A 17120-nucleotide genomic window follows, 5' to 3' on the forward strand; every position below is an offset into this window, starting at 1 on the left:
TCCACACGCGGAGACCGGCCGCCCGCGCTGCGGGAACGGCCGGTCTCGGCGGAGGCGGGGACGGTGCTCAGGTCACGTCGTCGTACCCGTTGACCCGGTCCGGACCGGTGCCGTTCGCCTGCTCGGGCAGGGCCGCCCGGCCGGCCGAGACGGACTCGACGTCACCGATGTCCTCGGGGGTGAGGTCGAGGTCGGAGGCCTCGTCGTCGGCCGGTCCCGACTCGTCGCGGCGGCGCTTGCGCCGGTCGTTGAGCAGGGAGAAGAGGACCGCGCCGAAGTACAGCACCCAGATGGGCCCGGCCAGCGCCAGCATGGTGAGCGGGTCGGTGCTGGGGGTGGCGATGGCCGCGAAGATCGTGATGCCCAGGATCATCGCGCGCCACCAGCCGAGCATCCGCTTGCCCGTCAGCGCGCCGGTGAGGTTGAGCATGATCAGCAGCAGCGGCAGCTCGAAGGAGAGGCCGAACACCAGCACCATGCGCGTGACCAGGTCGAGCAGGTCGTCGAGCGGCAGCAGGTTGTTGACGTCCTTCGGCGTGAAGCCGAGCAGGACCTTCGCCGTGGTGGGCAGCACCCGGTAGGCGAAGTAGGCGCCGGCGAGGAAGAGCGGAACGCCCGTGCCGACGAAGCCGAGCGCGTACTTCTTCTCGTTCTTGTGCAGGCCCGGGGCGACGAAGCCCCAGAGCTGGTACAGCCAGACCGGGGACGCCAGGACGACGCCGGCCATCAGGGACACCTTCAACGCCAGGGTGAACGGCGTCAGCAGACCGTTGATCGTGATCTGCGCGCACTGGTGGGTCTTGTCGCCGGCCTTGCGCAGTTCCTCGAAGGTCGAGGCGCAACCGACCGAGTCCAGCACCGGCTTGGTGATGATGTTGACGATGTCGTTGTAGAAGAAGGCGGCCACGCAGGTCACCACGATGATGGCGAGCATCGCCTTCGCGAGCCGGTTGCGCAGCTCACGCAGATGGTCCGCGAGGGGCATCCGCCCCTCGGGGTCCTTCTCCTTCTTGCGGGCAGACTTGGGCAACCCACGTCCTCATCTCGTGCGGCAGGCCGGGGGCGTCCCGGCCCTGCGTCAGCGCTTGGTCGTGTCCGACGGCTCGGTGACGGGGCGCGAGCTGGTCACGTCGCCGGGAGCGGCCTGGATGGTGCGCTGCACGGGCTCCTCGGTGCTCGGCGGGCCGGCCGGGGCGGGCGTGCTGTTGCCCTCCTCCTTCATGGCCTTGGCCTCGCTCTTGAGGATGCGGGCGGACTTGCCGAGGGAGCGGGCCATGTCCGGAAGCTTCTTCGCGCCGAAGAGCAGCACGATGACGACGAGGATGAGAATGATCTCGGGAGCTCCGAGCCTTCCGAACATAAGTCTTTACCTTCTCACCGAGGCGGCTGGGGTGGGGGTGCTGTGCGATCGGTCGGACACTTGTCCGACGTTCGTGCTGCCAGCGATCGTAACGCTCAGGGGTAAACGTGAGGCAATCCCCGTGCGTACTCCCGGTCCGCGCTCCGGGCCTCGTTATCCGGACCGCGATCAGCAGCGTACCCGCCTCGACCGACAACGTGACAGGGCAAAGTGACGCGAAGCGCATCAGGCTCGCAACTCACACCCCACGCACATGTGACTCACAGTGCGTCGACGGAACGGGCCGTGGAGACGGCCGCCCGCTCCAGGTCCTCGGCGGCCCTGTTGATGCGCCGCGCGGCGTCCGTGACCTGCTGTCCGAGCCGCCGCGCCTCCAGGAAGACCCGGACGGCGAGCACACCGAGCACGGCGAGACCCAGAAAACCCACAGCTACCGCGACCATCGCCCAGAACATGGGGCGAGCCTAGACCCTGCTACCCGACGGAGGTCAGCCGCAGGGTCCTGACCCCGCCGCCGGTGAGGAGCTCGACGATCCGCTCGCCCGCGGGCTTGCGGACGGCGGCACCGCAGTCGGGGCAGGTGAAGGAGTAGAAGGTGGTGCGGCTGGTGGCGCCGATGGCGAGGCGCAGGGCGCTCGCGGCCAGTTCGAAGTTGCCCCGGCAGTCCGGGCAGCCCGCTCTGAACACGACGGGCAGCACGTTCTTCATCCCGGCGAAGGCGGTCGCCACCGTCATCTCCTGAACACCCAAGACACCCGACACCGTCGACTCGCTCACAGCTGCTGCTCCCGCCTCTCGTCAACACCGTGCACACCGTCAACCACGCTCTGCGGTCCGTCGTACGCCGCCAGTGCCTCGCGGGCCGCGCGGCGGGCGCTGTCGGCGAGGTCGCTCGGGGAGACGATCCGGCCGTCGCGCCCGAGCCGCAGGGCCAGGCGCCGCAAGGACGCCGGGTCGGGGGTGCGCAGGGTAATACGCAGCCCGCCGTCGGGAAGCTCATCGGCACTGTCGTGCGGGTAGTACTCGGCGACCCAGCGCCCGCCAGGACCGACCTCCACGACGACCTCGGGGTCCTCGGCGGCGGGCTGGACCAGCGCCTCCGACAGGTCCCGCAGTTCGATCTCGGGCGGTGCGGACGGCTCGTCGAGGATCTTGATCTCGGCGACCCGGTCCAGGCGGAAGGTGCGGCGCGCCTCGGAGCGCCGGCACCAGGCCTCTACATAGGTGTGCCCGACGCTGACCAGGCGGATCGGGTCGATCTCGCGCTCGCTCAACTCGTCGCGGGCCGGTGAGTAGTAGCGGATCCACAGCCGGCGGCGCTCCGAGATGGCGCGGTCGACGTCCGCGAAGACACCGCCCTCGGACTCGAAGGTCACCGAGAGGCGCGCGCTGGCCCCGGCCGCCTCACCGGCCGCCGCCTCCAGTTTGGCGTTGGCCCGCAGCAGCGCCTGCCGGTCGCTCTCGCGCAGGCCCGGCAGCGTGGACACCGCGCGGGCGGCGACCAGCAGCGCGGTCGCCTCGTCGGCGGCGAGCCGCAGCGGTTCGGCGACGTCGTCCGGGTTGTGCCACCAGATCCGCTCGCCGTCGGTGTCGATGTCGAGCAGGTCACCGCCCCGGAAGCTGGTCCCGCACATGGGCAGGACGTCGAGGTCGGAGACCAGTTCGTCCTCGGTGATCCCGAAGGCGCGCGCGACATCCTCGACGCGTGCTCCGGGGCGCTCCTTGAGATAGGTCACCAGGGACAGCATCCGCCTGGTCTGGTCGATGGCGTTGACTGGCCTGACCGGTTTGCCTGCCACAGTCCTCTTCCGCTCCCCCTCAGCCCTTGGCCACGGCACGCAGCCGGTCCACCACGTCGGCCCGCAGCTCGGCGGGCTCCAGGACGACCACGTCCGGCCCGAACTCGACCAGCCAGGCGTCCAGTCCGTGGCCGTACGGAATCTCCAACTCGTCCCAGCCGTCCCCGAGTTCCCGAACCGCCGTGGCTTTCGCCCGCAGGGGGTACCCGGCGTCGGTGCGCAGCCGGATCAGCGCGGAGCGGTCGGCGGTCTCCCCCGCCCAGCTCGCGACGGTCTCGCGCACGGTGACGACATCGGGTACGTCCGCGGTGAAGCGACCGCTGCGGGAGCGCACCCTGCCGGTGATCCGGGACAGCCGGAAGACGCGCTCGGCACCGCGGTCCCGGTCCCAGCCGGCGAGGTACCAGTGGCCGCGCCAGCACTCAAGGGCCCACGGCTCGACGCTGCGGGTCTCGGGCCGGGCGGCGGTGGCCTTGCGGTACTCGAAGACGACCGGCCGGCGGTCGCGGCAGGCCAGCATCAGCGGCTCGAACGACGCCTCGTGCACCGGGATACGAGGCTCCAGGGCGCCGTGCGGCTCGTACGGGTCGAGGTCCTCGGGCATGCCGGCCGCGCGCAGTTTCTGTAGTGCGCCGCTGGCGGCTCCGGCGAGCCGGGCCTGCTGCCACACCTTCGCGGCGAGACCGAGCGCGGCGGCCTCCTCGGCGTCGAGGGTGACGGGCGGGAGGCGGTTGCTGTCGCGGCGGGCGAGATAGCCGACCTCGGCGTCCAGGTTCTCCACGGTCTCGATGACCAGCCCGAGTTCGCGCAGATCGTCCTTGTCGCGCTCGAACATCCGGTTGAAGGAGTCGTCGCTGCCCGCTTCGAGATAGGCCTCGATGGATTCCCGCAGCTCACGCTTGCTGAGCGGTCGCCGCGTCCCGAGCAGACACAGCGCGAGGTTCATCAGCCGCTCGGCCTTGGCAATGGCCATCGACGCCCTTCGCCTTCCTCTGTACTTACGAACGATGACCGTACCGCCCCGCGATGGCCTGGCAAAAGCCGAGGGCCCATGCCCGAGCAGGCATGGGCCCCAGGTGATCGGGTCCGGTCGGATCCGGTGATCAGACGGCGACGAGGTCGACCACGAAAATCAGGGTCTCGCCCGGCTTGATGGCCGGGGTCGGGCTCTGGTTGCCGTAGGCGAGGTGCGCCGGGATGGTCAGCTGGCGACGGCCGCCGACCTTCATGCCCTGCACGCCCTGGTCCCAGCCCTTGATGACACGGCCACCACCGAGCGGGAACTTGAACGGGGTGCCGCGGTTCCAGCTGGCGTCGAACTCCTCGCCGGTGCTGAAGGCCACGCCCACGTAGTGGACGGTGACGTTCTGGCCCGCCTGCGCGACCTCGCCGTCACCCTCCCACAGGTCCTTGATCTCCAGGTCCGCCGGGGGTGCGCCCTCCGGGAAGTCGATCTCGGGCTTCTCGATGCTCACGTCTCTAGCTCCTGCTTGTGTACGACAAGGCAACATCGGACAGTCTCGCATCCCGGCCGCGCCGGTGCGTCGGCCAGGCTCGTCGCCCCGGGGTTACATGGCCGCCAGGATGTCGACCGAGAACACCAGGGTTTCGCCCTTCTTGATGGCGCCGCCGGTGGGCGGGGTGTCGCCGTAGGCCAGGTCCGGGGGCGCGACGATCAGGACGCGGCTGCCGACCTTCTTACCGGTGACGCCCTGCGCCAGGCCCTTGACGACCGACTCCATCTGGGAGATCGCGAACTGGCTCAACCGGCCCTGCGAGTACGTCGATTCGAACTCCTTGCCGGTGCTCCAGACCACGCCCTCGAACTGGCACAGGATCGTCTGCGACGCCTTGACGACGGCTCCGTCGCCCTCCAGGACGTAGTTCGAGACGAGCTTCTTCGGCGGGTTCGACTTGGGGACGGTGACCGAGGGGGCCTTGCCGTCGGTGTTGGTGCCGACCTTGGGCAGCGCGCTGTCGGTCTGGGCGACGGCCTTGCCCTTGGCGGCGCTCTTGATGTTGAAGGCGTCCTGCACGTCGATCACGAAGACGAGCGTGTCGGTGCCCTTGATGCCCGCCTGGCTGTTGCCCGTCGTGCCGTAGCCCCAGGTCGGCGGGATGGCCATCTCGACGCGGCTGCCGACCTTGCGGCCCGCGAGGCCGTAGCGCCAGCCGTCGATGATGCTGCCCTGGGCGAGCTGGATGACCAACGGGGTCTTGCGGTCGTAGGAGTTGTCGAACACCTTGGCCGTCGACCAGACCTGGCCCAGATAGTTCACCTGGACGAAGTCGCCCTCCGCGACGGCCTTTCCGCCACCCGCGATCACCGTCTTGACCGCGAGGTTCTTCGACGGATCACCCGTGCCCTTCGCGACGGTCGGCTTCTCGTCGAACTTCGTGCCCGCGGTGATCGCCGGCACCGGACCGTCGACGATCTTCGGCGGCGGCACCGTCGAGGCCGAGGCGGACGGCGACGGGGACGGCGACGCGCTGGCCTTGCTGGAGGAGGAATCGCTGTCTCCGCACCCCGCGATCGTCACGAGTCCTGCGGGAACAGCGATGAGAAGGGAGCGTCGGCGCACGGTGAAGGCCTCGTATCGGTCGATCTTGTTGATGGCGTGCGCGCAACTCTACGGCGTGGCGCGGGCCCCGTACGTGAAACGTACGGGGCCCGTGTGGCGTACCGAATATGTATCCGGACATCGGTATCCGGACGCTTTTGCCTACATTCCGGCGATCAGTTTCTCCACCCGGTCGTCCACCGAACGGAACGGGTCCTTGCACAACACGGTGCGCTGTGCCTGGTCGTTGAGCTTGAGGTGGACCCAGTCGACGGTGAAGTCCCGCCGCTGCTCCTGGGCCCTGCGGATGAAGTCGCCGCGGAGCCTGGCCCGAGTGGTCTGCGGCGGAACGGACTTGCCCTCGAAGATCTTCAAGTCGTTGCAGATCCGGGCGGCTTGGCCCTTCCTCTCCAGGAGGTAGTAGAGCCCTCGGCGACGGTGGATGTCGTGGTACGCGAGGTCGATCTGGGCGACCCGCGGGTGGGACATGGTCATGTTGTGCTTGGCCCGGTACCGCTCGATCAGCTGGTACTTCATCACCCAGTCGATCTCGGTGCCGATCCGGTCGAGGTCCTCGGCCTCGATCGAGTCCAGCACCCGGCCCCAGAGTTCGAGGACCTGCTCGACGGTGCCGGTGCGGATGCCGCGGCGCTCGACGAAGTCCACGGCCTTCTCGTAGTACTCGCGCTGCACCTCCAGCGCGGAGGCCTCCCGGCCGCTGGCCAGACGCACCTTGCGCCGGCCCGTGATGTCGTGGCTGACCTCGCGGATCGCCCGGATCGGGTTCTCCAGGGTCAGGTCGCGCATCACCGTGCCCGCCTCGATCATGCGCAGCACCAGGTCGGTGGCGCCGACCTTGAGCAGCATGGTCGTCTCGGACATGTTCGAGTCGCCCACGATGACGTGGAGACGGCGGTAGCGCTCGGCGTCCGCGTGCGGTTCGTCGCGGGTGTTGATGATGGGCCGGGAACGCGTCGTCGCCGAGGAGACGCCCTCCCAGATGTGCTCGGCGCGCTGGCTGACGCAGTACACGGCGCCGCGCGGGGTCTGCAGTACCTTGCCCGCGCCGCACAGCAGCTGACGCGTGACCAGGAACGGGATGAGGATGTCCGCGAGCCGGGAGAACTCGCCGTGCCGTGCCACCAGATAGTTCTCGTGGCAGCCGTACGAGTTGCCCGCCGAGTCGGTGTTGTTCTTGAAGAGGTAGACGTCGCCCGCGATTCCTTCCTCGTGCAGGCGTCGTTCGGCGTCCACCAGGAGTCCTTCGAGAATGCGCTCGCCGGCTTTGTCGTGGGTGACCAGTTCGGTCACGTTGTCACATTCGGGGGTCGCGTATTCCGGATGTGATCCCACGTCGAGATAGAGCCGGGCGCCGTTTCGCAGAAAGACATTGCTGCTGCGGCCCCATGACACGACACGGCGGAAGAGGTACCGAGCCACCTCGTCGGGAGACAGCCGACGCTGTCCCCTGAACGTACACGTGACGCCGTACTCGTTCTCCAGCCCGAAAATGCGGCGGTCCATGACTGAACATTACGCCCGATCCCCTGTGCTGAAACGGGGTTCGACCGCACGGTTTGGATCATTTTCCGATGAAGCCGCAACGACCGCTCCCCCGGCGGGAGCTGCGAGGACCCGTCCGGTGGCCAGCAGGACCAGCGACGACACCGCCCCGGCCGCCCCCGGCACGGCGAACCCCCACAGGGCCCCACCGGCCTCCACGACCGGCCCCGCGACACCCGTTCCGACCGACGCGCCCACGGTGAACGTCGTCACAAGCCAGGAGAAAGCCTCGGTGACCGTCCCCTTCGGGGCATGCCGGTCCACGATGATGAACGCACAGGCGAGGGCGGGCGCCAGGAACACCCCGGCGAGCACGGTCAGCAGCACCATGGCGACCGCGCCCGGCATGAGCATCAGCGGCAGGTAACACACCGCCAGCAGCCCCACCAGGACCCGCAGTCGGCGCTCGGGCACCCCGCTCCACTGCCGTGCCCCGTAGACCGTCCCGCCCAGCAGCGCGCCCAGACCGATGGCCGCCATGAGCCACCCGTACACCACGTCACCGCCGTGCCCGTCCGCGTACGGCACCGAGGCGACCGTGATGGACCCGAGCGCCATCCCGACGAACAGGAACGCGCCCAGGAGCGCCAGGAGTCCCGGCGAGCGCAGGGCGCCCAGCCAGTGCGCCTCGCGCGGAGCCGACCGCCACGCGCGCGAGGGCGGCGACACGACCACGGAGAGGGCGCCCAGCACCCCGATGACGTTCAGTACGAGCAGCGCCACCGGGGCCGACCACAGCGACACGAACACCGTCACGAGCAACGGCCCCACGGTGAACATGACTTCCTGCGCCACCGCGTCCATGGCGTACGCCGTGTGCACCTGCTCCTCCCGGCCCAGCACGGCCGGCCACAGGGCACGCAGACCTCCCTCCAGAGGGGGCGCGAAAAGGCCCGCGGCGGCCACGGCGACGTAGGCGAGCGGGAGCGGATCCGTGCCCGTGCAAGCGAACACGGTCATCGCGAGGGCGGACAGGACCGCGGCGGGCAGTTGCACGCGCGGCTGTCCGTGGACGTCCACCAGACGGCCGAGGAGGGGCTGTCCGACCGCGTTGGCGATGCCGTAGACGGCCGCCAGCGCGCCGGCGAGGCTGTACGTGCCGCCCTCCGCGCGGATGAACAGCACGATCGCGATGGCGGCGGTGGCGTTCGGCAGCCGGCCGACCAGCGTGCCCACCAGCAGCCGCGCGGCGTGTCTCGCCCTGAGGATCTCCAGATATCCCACGGCCATGCCCCACCCTCACGTTTTACGTATAACTTCCACTGTCATACGTACCATGTGCCCTGTCACGAGTCCAGACGGAGCCCGGCCGAAGGAGCAGCCCCACGGTGGCACGAGGCAGCACCCGCCCCACGAGCCGCGACGTCGCCCGGGCCGCGGGGGTGTCACAGGCCGCGGTCTCCCTGGTGTTCGGCGACAAGTGGCGGGGCCGCGTCGCGGAGACCACCGCCGAACGCGTCCGGGAAGCGGCCCGCGACCTCGGCTACCGCCCCAACCTCGCGGCCCGCAACCTCAGGCTGGGACGCACCCGTACCGTCCTCCTGGTCGTCCCCGCGCTGACCACGGAGTTCTTCGCCGGCGTCTACACAGGAGCCGCCCGCATCGCCGCCGAACACGGCTTCGGCGTGGTCCTGTACCCGTCCCCCGAGGGCATCGGCCCCGCCCGCGACCCCTTCGCCTCCGCCCAGGCCGCCCTGGACGGCGTCATCGCCTCCTCCATGGCCGCCGACGCCCTCAGCGCGATCCGCGGCGACCAGCTGCCCCTGGTCATGCTCGACAGCGACCCGGAGGGCAGCCTCGGCGCCGCGACCGTCAACCTGGACATCGCCGACGGCGTCCGCCAGGTCGCCGAACACCTGCTGGCCCTGGGCCACCGCCGCTTCCTGCACCTCGCCGCGGACGTCCCGTCCTGGACCTTCGAGGTACGCGCAAGCGAACTGGCCGCGCGGGTCGGCTCCGTGGCGGGCACCTCGGTCCGTACGACCCACGCCCCGATCTCGATCGAGGGCGCCCTGACCGCCGCCGAAGCCGCCCTCTCCGCACCGGGGCCCCGGCCCACCGCCGTGGTCTGCGACGACGACAAACTCGCCGCCGGCGCCTACAAGGCCGCCCGACGCCTCGGCCTGCGCATCCCGGACGACCTGTCGATCACCGGCCTGGACGACCTCGCCCTGGCCACCGCCCTCGACCCGGAACTGACCACGGTCCGCCTCGACGCCGAACTCTTCGGGGAACACGGCATGCGCGCCCTCCTGACGGTCCTGGACGGCCGCGTACCGGAGGAGGGGGACATCCCGGTGGAACTGGTCGTACGAGGCTCCACGGCGCCGCCTGGCCGCCTCTGACGCCCCACCACGCCCGTGCGCCCCGACCGATGACCGGCCGGGGCGCACGAAGGACTTGCGTGAAGGGATTGAGCGATGGGCTTGGGCGAAGGGTTTGGGCGAGGGACTTGGGTGTCGGACGAACGCCCACTCACTTCCCCGCGTCGTCGTCGCTCTCCTCGGACTCCGACGACGCGTCCCCGCTCTCACCGAGCAGCCGGGACAGCTCGCCGCCGACGATCCGCTTGAACTTGCGGGCCTGCGGGCGGGTACGGTCCAGCACCGCGACCTCAAGGCGCTCGGCGGGGATCTCCCGCTCGCTGCCGTTCGTGTCACGGGACAGGGACTGCACGGCCAGCTTGAGCGCCTCCGCGAGGGTCATGCCGTCGCGGTGCCGCTGGTCCAGATAGCTGCTGATCGTCTCCGCGTTGCCTCCGACCGCGACCGAGCCGTGCTCGTCCACGATCGAACCGTCGTGCGGCAAGCGGTAGATCTGATCACCGTCGGAGGTGTCCCCGACCTCCGCGACGACCAACTCCACCTCGTACGGCTTCTCGGCCGCGCTGGAGAAGATCGTGCCGAGCGTCTGGGCGTAGACGTTGGCGAGACCGCGGGCGGTCACATCCGCGCGGTCGTAGGTGTAACCGCGCATGTCGGCGTAGCGCACGCCGCCGATCCGCAGGTTCTCGTACTCGTTGTACTTTCCGGCGGCGGCGAACCCGATCCGGTCATAGATCTCGCTGAACTTGTGCAGCGCGCGGGACGGGTTCTCGCCGACGAAGACAATGCCGTCGGCGAACTGCAGCACGACCAGGCTGCGGCCACGGGCGATGCCCTTGCGGGCGTACTCCGCCCGGTCGGCCATCGCCTGCTGGGGTGAGACATAGAACGGCGTCGACACCGGTATCCGTCCCTCTCTTTAGAGTTCCGTCGAAGTCACTGGATCACCTTGATGACAACGGGCCTGCGGTCAGAGCAGCGCGGCGCGCGGGCCGTCGGGCTGTTGCAGTCGCCGCTCCAGGATCGAGGCGGCGATCTCGGAGGACTCGTCGTCGGTGAGCCGACGGAAGCCGTCCTCGGTGATCACGGTGACGATCGGGTAGATCCGGCGGGCCACATCGGGACCACCGGTCGCCGAGTCGTCGTCGGCGGCGTCGTAGAGGGCCTGCACCACGAGGGTCGTGGCCTCGGACTCGGTCAGTCCGTCGTGGAAGAACTTCTTCATGGCGCTGCGGGCGAAGACCGAGCCGGAGCCGGTGGCCGCGTAGCCGTGTTCCTGGGAACGGCCGCCCGTCACGTCGTAGGAGAAGATGCGGCCGACGCCGCGGTCCACGTCGAAACCGGCGAAGAGCGGGACCACGGCCAGGCCCTGCATGGCCATGCCGAGGTTGGAACGGATCATGGTGGACAGCCGGTTCGCCTTGCCCTCCAGGGAGAGTTGGGCGCCTTCGACCTTCTCGAAGTGCTCCAGCTCCAGCTGGAAGAGCCTGACCATCTCGACGGCGAGGCCGGCGGTGCCGGCGATACCGACGGCCGAGTACTCGTCCGCCGGGAAGACCTTCTCGATGTCCCGCTGCGCGATGACATTGCCCATGGTGGCCCGCCGGTCACCGGCGAGCACCACGCCACCGGGGAAGGTGACGGCGACGATGGTCGTGCCGTGCGGGGCCTCGACGACGCCCTGGGTGGGCGGCAGTTGCCGGTTGCCCGGGAGCAGCTCCGGCTGATGGGCGGAGAGGAAATCCATGAAGGACGACGACCCAGGCGTCAGGAAGGCAGCTGGTAGACGCCCGGTGCTACGAGTGTTGGCTTCCACGCGTTTCCTTCCAGGTAATCGGCAGCTCGGTACGCAGCTGCGGGGTCATCCCTCAACAGGCCGATGCCGGAATTGCAGTTGAAGCACAGTACGCCTCGGACCCTACCCGCCTTGTGGCGGTGATCCACATGAACCGCAGGAGCTTTCAAACAGATCGCGCAGAGCCCCATTTGAGAGGCGGTCATCTCGTCCCGCTCGGCCAGGGCGATGCCGTACTCGCGCTTGAAGCAACTTCGCCGGTTCCGGTCAGCCCGGCACCGGCACCGTGGCGCGGACAGCCTCACCCCTGGCCTCCTGGCACTGCCGGCAGTACTCCGCAGAGCACTTTCGGCAGTACGCCTGAAGTCCGTCACCCATGGCCTTGTTCCTGGCGAAGGCCGCCCGCGGCAATATCCGACTGCAACGCGGGCAACCTCCCCCGTCGGCCAATTCGGACATTGACCCCTATTCGCCACCCTTCTGGACAAATGACCTCACGAAGTCCTCTGCGTTCTCCTCAAGGACGTCATCGATCTCGTCCAGAACCGAGTCGACGTCGTCGCTCAGCTTCTCGTGGCGCTCCTTGAGGTCGTCGGTCGCCTGGGCTTCCTCCGCCTGCTGTTCGACCTCCTCCGTGGAGCGCGTCGCCTTCTGCTGTCCGCCGCCGGTGTCCTTGGTCGCCATAACCCTCACCCCGCTCGGTTCGACGTTCTTGATCAGACCCTACTTGCAGGGACTGACATCGGCCCCGCAGTTCCTACAACGTACGGCGGCCACCTCGATGATTCCCGGCCACCGGACATTCCACCCTGTCCGGAGTCCCTGATCCGGAGGCCCTGTCAGCCGCCCGACAGGACCCTGACCAGGTCTTCCGCCGTACGACAGCGGTCCAGGAGCTCCTTGACGTGATTACGCGTTCCGCGAAGCGGTTCCAGGGTTGGGACGCGCTGGAGCGAGTCCCGGCCCGGGAGGTCGAAGATCACGGAGTCCCAGGAGGCCGCCGCGACGTCGTCGGCGTACTGCTCCAGGCAGCGGCCGCGGAAGTACGCGCGCGTGTCCTCCGGAGGCGTCGTACGCGCCCGCTCGACCGTGTCCTCGTCCAGCAGCCGCTTGATGCGGCCACGGGCCACCAGGCGGTTGTAGAGGCCCTTGTCGGCCCGTACGTCCGCGTACTGGAGGTCGACCAGCTGGAGCCGGGCCGCGTCCCAGTCGAGGCCGTCCCGGCGGCGGTAGCCCTCCATGAGCTCCCGCTTGGCGACCCAGTCCAGTTCGCCGGCCAGGCTCATCGGGTCGTTCTCCAGGCGGTTGAGCGTGTCCTCCCAGCGGGCGAGGACGTCCTTGGTCTGGTCGTCCGCGTCGGAGCCGTAGCGTTCCTCGACGTATTTGCGGGACAGCTCGAAGTACTCCATCTGGAGCTGGACCGCGGTGAGTGTCCGGCCGCTGCGGAGCGTGACCAGGCGCTTGAGGGTGGGGTCGTGGGAGACCTGGTGGAGGGTGCGGACCGGCTGGTCGACGGCCAGGTCGACGGCGATGAAGCCGTCCTCGATCATGGAGAGGACGAGCGCCGTCGTGCCGAGCTTGAGGTACGTCGAGATCTCGGAGAGGTTCGCGTCGCCGATGATCACGTGCAGGCGGCGGTACTTCTCGGCGTCCGCGTGCGGTTCGTCGCGGGTGTTGATGATGGGGCGCTTGAGGGTGGTCTCCAGACCGACCTCGACCTCGAAGTAGTCGGCGCGCTGGCTGAGCTGGAAGCCGTGCTCGTGTCCGTCCTGGCCGATGCCCACGCGGCCGGCCCCGGTGACGACCTGTCGGGAGACGAAGAAGGGCGTCAGGTGGCGCACGATGTCCGAGAAGGGGGTCTCCCGCTTCATCAGGTAGTTCTCGTGCGTGCCGTAGGACGCGCCCTTGTTGTCGGTGTTGTTCTTGTAGAGGTGGATCGGTTGGGCGCCCGGGAGTTGGGCCGCCCGCTCCGCCGCCTCGGCCATGATGCGCTCGCCGGCCTTGTCCCACAGCACGGCGTCCATGGGGTTGGTGACTTCGGGAGAGCTGTACTCCGGGTGTGCGTGGTCGACGTAGAGGCGTGCGCCATTGGTGAGGATGACATTGGCGAGGCCGATGTCCTCGTCGGTGAGCTGGGTGGAGTCGGCGGCCTCCCGGGCGAGGTCGAAGCCTCGCGCGTCCCGCAGCGGATTCTCCTCCTCGAAGTCCCAGCGGGCCCGCCGGGCCCGGTGCATCGCCGCCGCGTAGGCGTTGACGATCTGGGACGAGGTGAGCATGGCATTGGCGTTGGGGTGGCCGGGGACGGAGATCCCGTACTCCGTCTCGATGCCCATTACTCGCCGTACGGTCATGCGGCCCTCCTTGCCCGGCGGCGCCCTCGGTCGGGGGCGCCGCTCAAGTACCGCTGGCGCTCCGGTGCGTGTGCGGTGCCCGTCCCCGCACTGCGCGACTCGGCGGTACCGAAGAGCCTAGAACGGCTTTGCGCTGGTGGGGAGATCATTTGCGTCATTGCCTTGCGCGCCCCTTGTCGCGGTCATGGCCTGAAAAACAGTTGGCTGCGGGTACCCGCTTAGGGCACCCGCAGCCACCCTGTTTATTACAGGTACTGACCGGTGTTCGCCACCGTGTCGATGGAGCGTCCGGTGTCGGCGCCCTGCTTGCCGGTGATGAGCGTACGGATGTACACGATCCGCTCGCCCTTCTTTCCGGAGATCCGGGCCCAGTCGTCCGGGTTGGTGGTGTTGGGCAGGTCCTCGTTCTCCTTGAACTCGTCCACGCATGCCTGGAGGAGGTGGGAGACGCGGATGCCCTTCTGCTTGTGGTCGAGGAAGTCCTTGATGGCCATCTTCTTGGCCCGGCCCACGATGTTCTCGATCATGGCGCCGGAGTTGAAGTCCTTGAAGTAGAGGACTTCCTTGTCACCGTTGGCGTAGGTGACCTCCAGGAAGCGGTTCTCCTCGGATTCCGTGTACATGTGTTCCACGGCCGTCTGGATCATGCTCTGGACGGTGGTGGTCTTGTCGTCGCCGTGCTCGCCGACGTCGTCGGGGTGGAGCGGGAGGCGTTCGGTGAGGTACTTGGCGAAGATGTCCTTGGCGGCCTCGGCGTCGGGACGTTCGATCTTGATCTTCACGTCCAGGCGGCCGGGGCGCAGGATGGCGGGGTCGATCATGTCCTCGCGGTTCGAGGCGCCGATGACGACCACGTTCTGGAGGCCTTCCACGCCGTCGATCTCGGCGAGCAGCTGCGGGACGATGGTGTTCTCCACGTCCGAGCTGACACCGGATCCGCGGGTGCGGAAGAGGGATTCCATCTCGTCGAAGAAGACGATGACGGGTGTGCCCTCGCTGGCCTTCTCACGGGCACGCTGGAAGACGAGGCGGATCTGCCGCTCGGTCTCGCCGACGTACTTGTTGAGGAGCTCGGGGCCCTTGATGTTGAGGAAGAAGCTCTTGCCCTGGGCCTGGCCGGTGACCTCGGCGACCTTTTTGGCCAGCGAGTTGGCGACGGCCTTGGCGATGAGCGTCTTTCCGCATCCGGGGGGCCCGTACAGCAGGACGCCCTTGGGCGGCCGCAGTTCGTGCTCCTTGAAGAGGTCGGGGTAGAGGTACGGCAGTTCGACCGCGTCGCGGATCATCTCGATCTGGCCGCCCAGACCGCCGATCTGCTCGTAGCCGATGTCGGGGACCTCTTCGAGGACGAGTTCCTCGACCTCGCTCTTCGGGACGATCTCGTAGACGTAGCCGGAACGGGGTTCCAGCAGGAGGGCGTCGCCGGGGCGGATGGTGATGTCCAGCAGCGGCTCGGCGAGCCGTACCACCCGCTCCTCGTCGGTGTGCCCCACCACGAGGGCGCGTTCGCCGTCCTCAAGGATCTCCTTGAGGGTGACGATGTCGCCGACGCGCTCGTACTCCATGGCCTCGACCACGTTGAGCGCTTCGTTGAGCATTACTTCCTGGCCGCGGCGGAGCTCTTCGAGATCCACGCTTGGGCTGACGTTCACCCGGAGTTTGCGGCCGCCGGTGAAGATGTCCGCGGTGCCGTCCTCGTTGGCCACGAGGAAGACTCCGAAGCCGGCCGGTGGCTGTGCGAGCCGGTCGACCTCTTCCTTGAGGGCCACGATCTGGTCGCGGGCCTCACGGAGCGTGTTGGCGAGTCGCTCGTTCTGGGCGGACACTCCGGCCAGATTGGTCTGCAGCTCGACGATCCGCTCTTCGAGAATCCTCGTGTGTCGCGGAGAGTCGGCGAGCTTACGTCGCAGGACGGCGATCTCCTGCTCAAGGTAGGCAATCTGCCCGGACGGGTCGTCGGACCCTCGTCCCGGGCGGATGCCGCGGTTCATGTCGTCGTCGTGGGCTGCCACGGTCCTCACCTCCTCCAAGGGGAGCTGGACGCTTCCAGACCCTACCTGGGTGGGTGTCGATTGAAACCCCTAGATCACAAAGACTGTCAAGGTGTGTCGTCGGTCACCCTGCGCTCTCCCTCGTGCCGTCTGAATACCCACTCAACGTGATTCAGAAGCCGACTGTTCCGAGGGTGGGTCGGTCAAAATCCTTCATGGGGGACGTGAGTTGCCGTAACCGCGGGTTCGGGACGCGGCGACATCACGTCGGGGCGCGCCCTGACGGAGCGTGTCCGGGCGGACGGTGCCCGTCATGCCGTGGCGTGAAACCCGGGATCTCCAGGACGTGGTGTCGGGGAGCCCGGAGGTAGGGTCGATGTGTTCAACACCCGGCGGAAGCAGGAGACATCACCGTGCAGGACGAGGCAGTGGCCGACGGCGAGGCGCTGGAGGTCTGGATCGACCAGGACCTCTGTACCGGCGACGGCATCTGCGCCCAGTACGCCCCTGAGGTCTTCGAACTGGACATCGACGGTCTGGCCTATGTGAAGAGCGCGGACGACGAGCTGTTGCAGGACAAGGGCGCCACCACACCTGTTCCGCTGCCGCTGCTGCTCGATGTCGTGGACTCCGCCAAGGAGTGTCCCGGCGACTGCATCCATGTGCGCCGGGTCGCGGACCAGGTCGAGGTGTACGGCCCCGACGCGGCCTGAGGGTCGTCGGGGCGGTGCTTTCGGGGCGTCAGACGCTCTGGCTGGTGGCGGGCGTGGAGCGGACGAACGCGCCGTCCTTCCACTGCCACTTCGCGCTCTCCTTGACGTCCGGGCAGCAACTGGGCACGTCCTTGGTGGAGTAGCCGAGCATGGTCGCGATGACGGCGCCGTCGCGCACCGCGAACTCGGTGACCGTCTCCCGGGCCTTCGGCGCGACCAGGGTGGCCACGACGCGCGGCTTGTCGGCGTGCGCGGCCTGGGTCAGGACGTAGACGCCGTCCGGCGGGGTGCCCATCCCGGCGTCGCAGTGGACCACGGCGACCGTCTCGGGCCTGCCGTCGCCGTCGAGGTCACCGGAGGCCTGCTTCTGGACGACGGCCTTCTGGGGGCCGCACTGGATGGGGAAGGCGACTCCTGTGGTCGCGGGGGCCGCGGCGGTGGCGGGCTTCGCCTGCGGGCCGGAGGCCTGGGCGGCGCGCGCCGAATCGGGCTGGAGGACCGAGGAGAGGGCCACGACGGCGGCGAGTGCCGTGGCGGTGGCGACCCAGTGGATGGGCCGGGTGTTCGTGTGTGCCAGTTCCAGTTCCGGGACGGCGGAGTGCTGCACTAGGAGTGTCTCCTGTGAGGGCTGTGCCGGTGGGGGTGGCCTGCATGGTGCCACAC

The 17120-nt window shown here is 68.7% G+C and carries 19 protein-coding genes; 2 read left to right on the plus strand and 17 right to left on the minus strand.

All coding sequences use genetic code 11. The annotated features are described in order from the left end of the window. Positions 1-67: 67 nt before the first annotated feature. From tatC to ACIQPR_RS27600, 10 genes are all read right to left on the minus strand, one after another. Positions 68-1030, minus strand: coding sequence for a twin-arginine translocase subunit TatC (gene tatC / locus ACIQPR_RS27555; RefSeq protein ID WP_403653407.1), 963 nt, complete (start codon positions 1028-1030; stop codon positions 68-70). Positions 1031-1078: 48 nt separating this feature from the next. Further along, positions 1079-1360 (minus strand): Sec-independent protein translocase subunit TatA, encoded by a 282-nt coding sequence (gene tatA / locus ACIQPR_RS27560; RefSeq protein WP_403653410.1) that lies wholly within the window; start codon positions 1358-1360, stop codon positions 1079-1081. 260 nt (positions 1361-1620) lie between these two features. After that, positions 1621-1815: a hypothetical protein gene (locus tag ACIQPR_RS27565; protein WP_403653412.1), complete on the minus strand. Its 195-nt coding sequence runs from the start codon at positions 1813-1815 to the stop codon at positions 1621-1623. 19 nt (positions 1816-1834) lie between these two features. Then, the gene (locus ACIQPR_RS27570) at positions 1835-2095 is read right to left on the minus strand and encodes a hypothetical protein (protein WP_403653414.1); all 261 of its coding nucleotides are present in this window, start codon (positions 2093-2095) and stop codon (positions 1835-1837) included. 38 nt (positions 2096-2133) lie between these two features. Beyond that, complete coding sequence (locus ACIQPR_RS27575; RefSeq protein ID WP_403653417.1) at positions 2134-3159, minus strand: helix-turn-helix transcriptional regulator; 1026 nt, start codon at positions 3157-3159, stop codon at positions 2134-2136. A gap of 19 nt (positions 3160-3178) precedes the next feature. After that, the gene (locus ACIQPR_RS27580; RefSeq protein WP_403653419.1) at positions 3179-4132 is read right to left on the minus strand and encodes a helix-turn-helix transcriptional regulator; all 954 of its coding nucleotides are present in this window, start codon (positions 4130-4132) and stop codon (positions 3179-3181) included. Positions 4133-4262: 130 nt separating this feature from the next. Continuing rightward, a complete protein-coding gene (locus tag ACIQPR_RS27585) occupies positions 4263-4634 on the minus strand; it encodes an FKBP-type peptidyl-prolyl cis-trans isomerase (protein ID WP_403653422.1) in 372 nt (123 codons plus the stop codon). Between the two features lie 93 nt (positions 4635-4727). Beyond that, on the minus strand, positions 4728-5741 hold the full coding sequence (locus ACIQPR_RS27590; protein WP_403653425.1) for an FKBP-type peptidyl-prolyl cis-trans isomerase: 1014 nt from the start codon (positions 5739-5741) through the stop codon (positions 4728-4730). A gap of 141 nt (positions 5742-5882) precedes the next feature. After that, complete coding sequence (pafA, locus tag ACIQPR_RS27595) at positions 5883-7244, minus strand: Pup--protein ligase (protein ID WP_171143128.1); 1362 nt, start codon at positions 7242-7244, stop codon at positions 5883-5885. Positions 7245-7253: 9 nt separating this feature from the next. Continuing rightward, on the minus strand, positions 7254-8513 hold the full coding sequence (locus ACIQPR_RS27600) for an MFS transporter (RefSeq protein WP_403653428.1): 1260 nt from the start codon (positions 8511-8513) through the stop codon (positions 7254-7256). A gap of 98 nt (positions 8514-8611) precedes the next feature. On the opposite strand from ACIQPR_RS27600, the gene ACIQPR_RS27605 reads away from it, so the two are divergent. Further along, positions 8612-9628: a LacI family DNA-binding transcriptional regulator gene (locus tag ACIQPR_RS27605; RefSeq protein ID WP_403653431.1), complete on the plus strand. Its 1017-nt coding sequence runs from the start codon at positions 8612-8614 to the stop codon at positions 9626-9628. Between the two features lie 130 nt (positions 9629-9758). Here ACIQPR_RS27605 and prcA read toward each other — a convergent pair whose 3' ends face one another. The 6 genes from prcA to arc all read right to left on the minus strand — a co-directional run bounded on the left by prcA (position 9759) and on the right by arc (position 15765). Beyond that, on the minus strand, positions 9759-10508 hold the full coding sequence (gene prcA / locus ACIQPR_RS27610) for a proteasome subunit alpha (RefSeq protein WP_403653434.1): 750 nt from the start codon (positions 10506-10508) through the stop codon (positions 9759-9761). A 69-nt stretch (positions 10509-10577) separates the two neighbouring features. Beyond that, complete coding sequence (gene prcB, locus ACIQPR_RS27615; protein WP_403653437.1) at positions 10578-11423, minus strand: proteasome subunit beta; 846 nt, start codon at positions 11421-11423, stop codon at positions 10578-10580. Then, positions 11375-11608 carry an endonuclease VII domain-containing protein gene (locus ACIQPR_RS27620; RefSeq protein ID WP_403653953.1) on the minus strand — a complete coding sequence of 78 codons (234 nt, stop codon included), beginning with the start codon at positions 11606-11608 and terminating at the stop codon, positions 11375-11377. The genes prcB and ACIQPR_RS27620 overlap by 49 nt, the downstream gene beginning before the upstream one ends. A gap of 259 nt (positions 11609-11867) precedes the next feature. Beyond that, complete coding sequence (locus tag ACIQPR_RS27625) at positions 11868-12086, minus strand: ubiquitin-like protein Pup (RefSeq protein ID WP_401196475.1); 219 nt, start codon at positions 12084-12086, stop codon at positions 11868-11870. Between the two features lie 155 nt (positions 12087-12241). Further along, positions 12242-13753, minus strand: a complete 1512-nt coding sequence (gene dop, locus ACIQPR_RS27630) for a depupylase/deamidase Dop (protein ID WP_078532319.1) — start codon at positions 13751-13753, stop codon at positions 12242-12244. A 245-nt stretch (positions 13754-13998) separates the two neighbouring features. Further along, complete coding sequence (gene arc / locus ACIQPR_RS27635; protein ID WP_403653440.1) at positions 13999-15765, minus strand: proteasome ATPase; 1767 nt, start codon at positions 15763-15765, stop codon at positions 13999-14001. 386 nt (positions 15766-16151) lie between these two features. Between arc and ACIQPR_RS27640 the strand changes: the two genes are divergently transcribed. Next, positions 16152-16457, plus strand: a complete 306-nt coding sequence (locus ACIQPR_RS27640) for a ferredoxin (RefSeq protein WP_403653956.1) — start codon at positions 16152-16154, stop codon at positions 16455-16457. Positions 16458-16485: 28 nt separating this feature from the next. Here the strand turns inward: ACIQPR_RS27640 and ACIQPR_RS27645 are convergent, their stop codons facing one another. Beyond that, positions 16486-17064 carry a hypothetical protein gene (locus tag ACIQPR_RS27645; RefSeq protein WP_403653443.1) on the minus strand — a complete coding sequence of 193 codons (579 nt, stop codon included), beginning with the start codon at positions 17062-17064 and terminating at the stop codon, positions 16486-16488. Positions 17065-17120: the final 56 nt, after the last annotated feature.

This window comes from Streptomyces sp. NPDC091280 (assembly GCF_044768565.1).
In the GTDB taxonomy this organism is placed as follows: Bacteria; Actinomycetota; Actinomycetes; order Streptomycetales; family Streptomycetaceae; genus Streptomyces.